At 36.8% G+C, this 7,328-nt stretch carries 10 protein-coding genes and 1 pseudogene; 5 read left to right on the top strand and 6 right to left on the bottom strand.

All coding sequences use genetic code 11. From position 1 onward, the window contains the following. Nucleotides 1–216: helix-turn-helix domain-containing protein (locus tag A3I7_RS0110500; protein ID WP_018376719.1), on the bottom strand; the 216-nt coding region annotated here is incomplete at its 3' end. Between the two features lie 184 nt (nt 217–400). Here A3I7_RS0110500 and A3I7_RS0110505 point away from each other — a divergent pair. Continuing rightward, nucleotides 401–685, top strand: a complete 285-nt coding sequence (locus A3I7_RS0110505) for a DUF3270 family protein (RefSeq protein WP_018376720.1) — start codon at nt 401–403, stop codon at nt 683–685. 138 nt (nt 686–823) lie between these two features. Here the strand turns inward: A3I7_RS0110505 and A3I7_RS0110510 are convergent, their stop codons facing one another. Genes A3I7_RS0110510 through A3I7_RS0110520 form a run of 3 tightly spaced genes read right to left on the bottom strand, consistent with a single transcriptional unit; the run spans nt 824 to nt 3,110 of the window. After that, nucleotides 824–1,717, bottom strand: a complete 894-nt coding sequence (locus A3I7_RS0110510) for an RluA family pseudouridine synthase (protein ID WP_018376721.1) — start codon at nt 1,715–1,717, stop codon at nt 824–826. Continuing rightward, nucleotides 1,701–2,165, bottom strand: coding sequence for a signal peptidase II (gene lspA / locus A3I7_RS0110515; RefSeq protein ID WP_026217229.1), 465 nt, complete (start codon nt 2,163–2,165; stop codon nt 1,701–1,703). Before lspA ends, A3I7_RS0110510 begins: the two co-directional genes overlap by 17 nt. Before the next feature lie 18 nt (nt 2,166–2,183). Then, on the bottom strand, nt 2,184–3,110 hold the full coding sequence (locus A3I7_RS0110520; protein ID WP_018376723.1) for a LysR family transcriptional regulator: 927 nt from the start codon (nt 3,108–3,110) through the stop codon (nt 2,184–2,186). A gap of 246 nt (nt 3,111–3,356) precedes the next feature. On the opposite strand from A3I7_RS0110520, the gene A3I7_RS0110525 reads away from it, so the two are divergent. From A3I7_RS0110525 to A3I7_RS13435, 4 genes are read left to right on the top strand one after another with little or no spacing between them, the layout of a single operon-like run. Further along, complete coding sequence (locus A3I7_RS0110525; RefSeq protein WP_018376724.1) at nt 3,357–3,581, top strand: helix-turn-helix transcriptional regulator; 225 nt, start codon at nt 3,357–3,359, stop codon at nt 3,579–3,581. Then, nucleotides 3,578–4,120, top strand: a complete 543-nt coding sequence (locus tag A3I7_RS0110530) for a hypothetical protein (protein WP_018376725.1) — start codon at nt 3,578–3,580, stop codon at nt 4,118–4,120. The genes A3I7_RS0110525 and A3I7_RS0110530 overlap by 4 nt, the downstream gene beginning before the upstream one ends. After that, on the top strand, nt 4,104–4,388 hold the full coding sequence (locus tag A3I7_RS0110535; protein ID WP_018376726.1) for a hypothetical protein: 285 nt from the start codon (nt 4,104–4,106) through the stop codon (nt 4,386–4,388). Before A3I7_RS0110530 ends, A3I7_RS0110535 begins: the two co-directional genes overlap by 17 nt. Then, nucleotides 4,385–4,906 carry a DUF3278 domain-containing protein gene (locus A3I7_RS13435; RefSeq protein WP_018376727.1) on the top strand — a complete coding sequence of 174 codons (522 nt, stop codon included), beginning with the start codon at nt 4,385–4,387 and terminating at the stop codon, nt 4,904–4,906. Before A3I7_RS0110535 ends, A3I7_RS13435 begins: the two co-directional genes overlap by 4 nt. Nucleotides 4,907–5,040: 134 nt before the next feature. On the opposite strand, the gene A3I7_RS0110545 is transcribed toward A3I7_RS13435, so the two are convergent. Continuing rightward, entirely contained in the window at nt 5,041–6,210 is a 1,170-nt protein-coding gene (locus tag A3I7_RS0110545) for an Mbeg1-like protein (protein WP_018376728.1), read from the bottom strand. Nucleotides 6,211–6,343: 133 nt separating this feature from the next. Next, nucleotides 6,344–7,328 (bottom strand): annotated as a pseudogene (locus tag A3I7_RS13815) (IS630 family transposase); the annotation flags it as partial.

A 7,328-nucleotide genomic window follows, 5' to 3' on the forward strand; every position in this document is an offset into this window, starting at 1 on the left:
GGCATTACAAACGTAAGGAGCCTTTTTAAGTAGAGGGCAGGCCTCACAATTAGATGTCACAGAATTTTCTTTAACCACTCGATTTCTGCGAACTTCTTTTGAGATTGTGGACGGGTCTTTTCCTAACTTAGCAGCTATAGCTGAGAAGGGCTTAAGTTGTTCAATTCCTATTTGAATATCGTTGCGATCAGAGAGAGTTAAGTGTTTGTTTTTCATTGTCAGTTACCAACTTGTCCCATAGTAAGTTCTACCTTATTTTTTTGTCTCAGTCTAATTTCCAGTTTTGGTGTTAGACTAGAACTTACTTTGAGAATTTAGGAAAAAGAAAGAATTTTTAAAAATAGGTGACAAATTAATACTTTTGTGATATGATGGTGGAGAATTCTAAAAGGAGAGGACTATGCCAGCACCATTAAAACAACCACAGCAGTTTGATAATGAAAAGCATTCAGAGACAGTTAGTCCTAAATTCCATGAATTCCAAGAGGCTGACAATGATAGTATTAAACTACGCGAACTACTCTTTTTTACTCGAATCGCTTGTTTTGCCATTCTGACGGTAATATTTGCTTTCTTACTACTTACCATCAACCTCTCATCACTATGGGCTTTTACTTTAGCCATTTTGTTGAGTCTTGTGGTCACCTCAGTTGTGTCATCTGTTATTTCATCATTAAAACACTAGGTCTGGTCTTAAAACTAGACTTTTTTAATAAATCAAAGAGAGGCTGGAATCATATACCTAGCCTCTTTTTTTATCAAACTCTTTTAGATACTGTTTCTATTTTCGTTCCTCAAGCTTGTTCTTTTCTTGTTGAATTGATTAATTATGTTGACGAAGTTCTTCAAGTCTTTCTTGAAAAATGGCTGGCGCTTCTGCCGTGAATGTCATAACCTCCCCCGTCCTTGGATGAGTAAACCCAAGAGTCCGAGCATGAAGAAACTGCCCTTGGCCCTTGAGTGTTTTTCGAGGTCCGTATAGAGGGTCTCCTGCAACAGGATGTCCGATATAGGCCATATGTACACGAATTTGATGGGTTCGACCCGTTTCTAGGGTAAGTTCGACCAATGTATAATTTCCAAAGCGCTCCAACACTTGAAAACGTGTCACTGCTTCCTTGCCCTTGGCTGTTACTGCCTGTTTTTTACGATCTTTTTCACTACGACCTATAGGAGCTTCAATCATTCCCCGATCATTTGGCAAATTCCCATGAACGATGGCAAGATATTTCCTCAAAGACTTTTTATCCTTGAGTTCTTCTGCCAGAGCCTTGTGGGAAATATCATTTTTAGCAATCATCAAAAGTCCAGAAGTATCTTTATCAATTCGGTGAACAATTCCTGGACGCACAACTCCGTTGATTGTGGATAAATCCTTGATATGATACATTAACGCATTAACCAAAGTACCTGAGGTATGTCCTGCAGCTGGATGGACAACCATACCTTGTGGTTTATTGATAACTGCTACATCTTCGTCTTCATAGATAATATCAAGTGGAATATTTTCTGCCTCATAATCCAGAATCTCATCTTCTGGAATTTCGTAAGTAATAACATCTCCAACTTTAACAGCGTATTTGGCTTTAGCAGCTTTGCCATTGACCAAAACGGTGCCTTTTTTTATCTCTTCATTTGCCTGAGACCTTGACAAGGTTGTCAAATCAGCTAGGGCTTTGTCAAGACGATTCCCACTGTCCTTAATGATTAACTCCATTTTCCTCCTCTTTCCACAAAGCAATGAAAAGTATCACTACTCCAACTGATAGATAGGCATCTGCTAGATTAAAGATTGCAAAATCCATAAAATCCAGATGCACCATATCCACAACATAACCCAGCCGTAAGCGGTCAATAAAATTTCCTAAGCCACCAGATATGATAAGCAAGAGACCAAAGAGAAGCCAGAAACTCCCCTTGATATGCTTGACAAAGTAATAAACTGCAAAACCAACCACGATAAAAGTGATAATGGCAAACAGCCACTGCTGATCTTGGAGCATTGAAAAAGCCGCACCATTATTCTGAAGATAAGTAAGACTGAAAATCCCTGGTAAAAATGGACGGACTTCGCCAAGTGAAATATTCTTAACAATCCAATACTTGCTAAACTGATCAAGTACAACAAGTAGGAGACCAGCAAGCGGGAAATAAATTTTTCTCATTTCGTTTTCAATCACTTTCTAATCCGACTCTTGAACATTTTGTGGGTTATATTTAGCAAAATAATTTGTCATGACCGTTATAAATTTAAGTGCACTAGCTGTCAAGTTTTTATCATGACGTTTGATATAAACCATCTTATTATCCAAATCATCTGCTAATGGAATAACTGTAATACCATTAACACTTCGACTATCTAGAAATCCTGACCCCGTTGCATAGGCATCTGTTCTCTCTAAAATACCATTTAAAGTCGCCCTGTCAGTAACATTGAAAATTCGAGGGCTTTCTGTGGTATCTACAAGATTTTCAGAATAGTACAGATACTCGTCCTTTTCCTGTGTAAAACGAACCGTTGGGTATCCTAAAAGATCAGACATTACTAAACTCTCTTTTTTTGCCAAAGGATGCTGCTGTCCAAGGTAGATATGAGTTTGAAACGGAATAAGTTCGACGTATTCTAAATCTAACTTCTCCATCCGCTGTAGGAGGCCTTTACGGTTTTGATTGTTGAGATAAATAATTCCCAGTTCACTATCCCCTTGAGCCACCTCATCTAAAATACGAATCGTTGTTGATTCAAAAATCCGAAAATTTTTCTCCTCTGGATAAACTTTTGAAAATGCTGTAATAAGCGGAGGTAAAAAATCATAATGTTGACTAGCTACTGAAAATTCCTTATTTTCAGCTTGGTACTGGGAGAACTGTCGTTCAAAAGAATCAAACCCCTTAACCACCTCCAAAGCCTTTTCATAAAAGGCCATTCCCTGAGAAGTCAAGACAGTTCCAGTCGTTGTTCGTGTAAAAATCAAAAAACCAAGTTCTTTCTCTAACTCTCGCACGGCTACTGATAAACTCGGTTGGCTAACAAACAACTTGGACGCTGCTTCTCGAAAAGTTCCACTATTTGCAATAGCCACCACATAACGCAATTGTTGAATATTCATTATTTACCCTTTTCTAGAAAACTCAATTAGCTATATTATACCAAAAATCAACTAATGACGCTAATAAGATTAACTTTTTCAACAATCACTTAGATGCCAAATTAAAAAGATGATAAAATTTCAGTGTCATTTATAATTGACATTTTATATCTAATGTACTATACTAATAGTATAAGATATTTTAAAAAATCTATTTCCTTGTCAATGCTAATTATCTATAAATAATATTTTGAAAGGAGAGTTAACATGAATCATGTCAGGGAATTTCGTATAGCTCTGGGCTTATCACAACTCGCCCTTTCTAAAAAGATTGGCGTGGCTAGGCAAACTGTAAATCTCATTGAAAACGACAAATATAATCCCTCTCTTGATCTCTGCATCAAGTTAGCAGAAACTTTAGAAACTGATCTCAACTGCCTCTTTTGGAACTCGCGAAAAGAAAACAAAAATAAGGAAGATAACATATCATGACAAAATGTTTTAAATGGCTTTATGCAATTGACGACTTTTCTACTGAACAATCCTCCTGCCTCAATCGCTTTTATCGAAATTTAAAGATAGGAATTGCATTCTGGCTAGTACTTCTATTCATAGGAACACTCATGGCTTCAATTCAGAATACTTTCGATATTTCTCTTATTTATATACCAGCTGTTATTTATTTATACTTTACTTATCTCATTGTTGTGATTTCTTCTTCCCAAATTTTTGAAAAAGCTAACCTGCACAGTTATTTTACCAAAGAGGATTTTAAACGGAAAGATAATCGAAAAATCAAACGTTTTGTTCTTTTTTATTTCATCAGTCTGAGTATCGTCCTAACAATCTTAGTCCTATTCCAAAATCAAGTCAGTCTCTTGCTTGGTATTAAAGATTTTCAATTAAAACCTTTTAGCTTTTTCTCCAGCTTCTCGCTTGGTTTGTATCTATCTCTTATCAGCTGGCTACAATACAAGGGAAGGTATCAAAAATTTTCAAAAGAGGAGAAAAAAGATGACTTTAAAGGATAAATTTTATAGCCTTTCTATAAAACGTGCAGCATATTGGCAATATCACTTAAATAGAGTTGGCAAATGGGTAATTCCACTATTTTTTCTTGTTCTTCTACTTGGCTACATTCTAGCTCAATACACAAAGCTGCTAACCGTCACTTCTGCATATTTGATAATTGGTTTAGATATCCTAGTTGCATTAATTTATGGTTTAGTTAGCTTATACTTAGACTTATGGGTTAAACACCATCATTTTGATAACAAAGAAGGAAGGCGTAAATCGTGAAGAAAAAATCTTTCTGGACGATTCTAATCAAACATTTTTATGGTATTTCTGGTGAACTTGATGAGTATCGTGAACAACATGTCAATCGTTTGGGGAATCGGCTATTTCTCCTTGTCTGGTGGTACATTTTCATTCAAACTTTTATAGCATTTTGTTTTATATTAAGTTATCCTCAATTCGTGGCCTGGGCACTTTTAGGAACGAACTTCTTTGTCTTTATTTTTGTCATTCCGCTTTATGTTCTGAGTCAAACTGATGGTTTTCACCTTCTTGAATGTGGTGACGATGACTATGAAAAACTTATCCAAAAAATGACAAAACGTGCCAGAGTCCAAGCAATCATCTATGGTCCTCTTATGCACCTTATTTCTTCTTTCTTGGACTATCTCCAAGACGGCGGGAACTTTTGGAGAATACTTTTTCACCCCTATCACTTTTTAATATGGTTTGGAGCCGGCGTTTTGATGAGTTACACATTTCTGGCTATTGCCAAGGGAAACATTACTAAGATTGAGTGAGAAAGCTATCTGATTTACAGTCCTCAAAAATCAGACCTAGATATTATTGGCTTAAGTTGATGATTTTTATTGAATGTTAGAAGTATTTTTCTTTGACAGTAAACATTAAATGTTAAAAAATAGGCTATTCAAGCCTATTTTTTGTCGAGTCTACTTTTTAAATCTGTGAGAGAAATTTTTGGTGTTTCTAATCTTTTAAACTTAAAATGCCCTGTAAACGTATCAAAGAGGAGGCGTATTGACTTACTCATTAAATTCTTTTTCCTATCATCCACTGAGCGAAAATTCCCTATGGCGTTTAAAAATTTGCTTGCTGAATTCAAGTTAAGTCCACTGACATCATTTAAGCTAGTGATGCCACTTCCAATTAAGGTATCAAACAGTGTATCAAAAAGCAGTTTCAATTCTTGACTACTCAATTCATCTGTCCATTGTTTGAAAGTTTGTTGCAAATTCAAGCTAAGCTCCGTTGGTTTTTCAGCAAGAACATAGTTACCAGTAAGTTCATCGACCTGCCAATTCGTAGCTGCATGTTGAAAAACACCGAAAGAATTACTAGCAACTATCTCTTGAGGAACATCAATTTCAAGCATCACACCAACAATAGATTCTTCAGGCCGAATCCCCTTAATCCGACTGCGAATCGCTTGATAACTTTGCGATTTTAAAACGGAAGTTTGTAGCCCTGGAGCATCTAGCATGTAAACACATGTAATCTTTTCTTGAAATTCTAAAGGAAGGTGACTTGTCGCATAAACCGCAAGATTTCCTCCTTTCGAATGACCAGAAACCACAACCTGCCCCTCGTGAGTGCTAAGATAGTTTTTGAGATAGGCGATGGCGGAGCGATGTGCAGGAATTTCTCTCATGTATGTTAACTTAAAATCTTCTTTCCAGCCCACCATACTATCATCAGTCCCGCGAAAAACTATCTGGGTGTGATTAATTTCAGGGAGCCTGAAAACCATAGCCGCAAATTGCTTTTCAAGTGCTTCATCAATTTCATTGACATAATTGGATAAACATAATCCCTCAAAACGCTTTGAAGAAACCATGAGTTTAATCAAATCAACCCGATCTTTTGTCAGAAGAAAATCATAAGGAATTTCCTGACCTTGCTCCTCATAACGTAACAACACATCATGAAGCGCCAGCTCTTTAGATAAATCAAAATCACCAGCTAGTACTTCTCCAAAAGTTATATATCCAATCTCATTAAGACAAAGTATATCCGCATCTGTTAAAGGCATTTTTGAAAAAGGAACATCCTTATTTCGGTTTAAAAAGTCAATTATCGTAGCCATCTGTCACCTCATTTAGTATCGCTTTCATTTTACAAACAATTTACCTATTCGTCAAGAAAATTTCTATCAACCTAAGTATGTCATTACCAAAAGGATTTTCGATTTAACGACCATTCCAAGCTTAACTTTATACTCAGTTAAAATCAAAAATAGCGGAAGTCCAGTCTCTATGTACAATTGATTTGAGTTGATAAGCAGTTAAGGTTTGAATAACCTCTTCAAGTTTATCGATTACCTCATTTAAAGTCCTAAATACTTTATTCTTGAAACCAAGTTTACGAATCTCGGCCCAGACTTGCTCAATAGGATTCATTTCAGGTGTATAGGGTGGAATGAAGGTGAATTCTATATTCTCAGGAATATTTACTGTCTTCGATTTATGCCAAATGGCATTATCCATGACTAAAATGATGTTGTCATCTGGGTAAGCGGCTGATAGCTGGCCTAGAAACTCATTCATCCAGTCGCTATTACACCCGCCTGCTATGATGAAAAATGAGTCACCTGTATGGGCATCCACAGCTCCATAACAATAGCGATATTCTCGAATATGATGCTAGGTACGCTAGGTCTATGACCTTTCGGGGACCAGCAGGTACCTAGTTTACTGATACGACCAAAACCCGCCTCATCTTGATACATAAGGCGGATTTTTTGATATTCTTTTCCATTAATAAAACGCTTACTCACTCTCTCCTCGAATAAAGATTTTATTTTTAGACGCTAAAATGGTTTCGGCGTCTGCTTTTTTCGGATGTTGGGGACGTGGGCTAACTTTACGCCAACCATGACGTTTCAGGAGAGCATAGAAACCTTCTCGGGTTGTCTTGTTGCCCAACTCTCTCTTGATAGGCTTTAAAGAGGGAGTTAACGGTAANGAATTCTCCATTCAAAGAAGAAGAGAGTTGCTCTTTAAGGAAATCTTCTTCCTCCTCATGCGTCATATAGGAGCGGCGGCGACCACCACGATTTTCCTTTAAGAGGGCNTCTAAGCCACCACTTAGATAGCGATTCAATAAGTTTCGGACTGTCTGATGGACAAAACCTACTGATTTAGCTACGGATGTTAAATTATGGCATTCAGAATAAAGAATGAGTGCCTGTATTTTTCTATGATG

Source organism: Streptococcus orisratti DSM 15617 (genome assembly GCF_000380105.1).
Taxonomy (GTDB): Bacteria; Bacillota; Bacilli; order Lactobacillales; family Streptococcaceae; genus Streptococcus; species Streptococcus orisratti.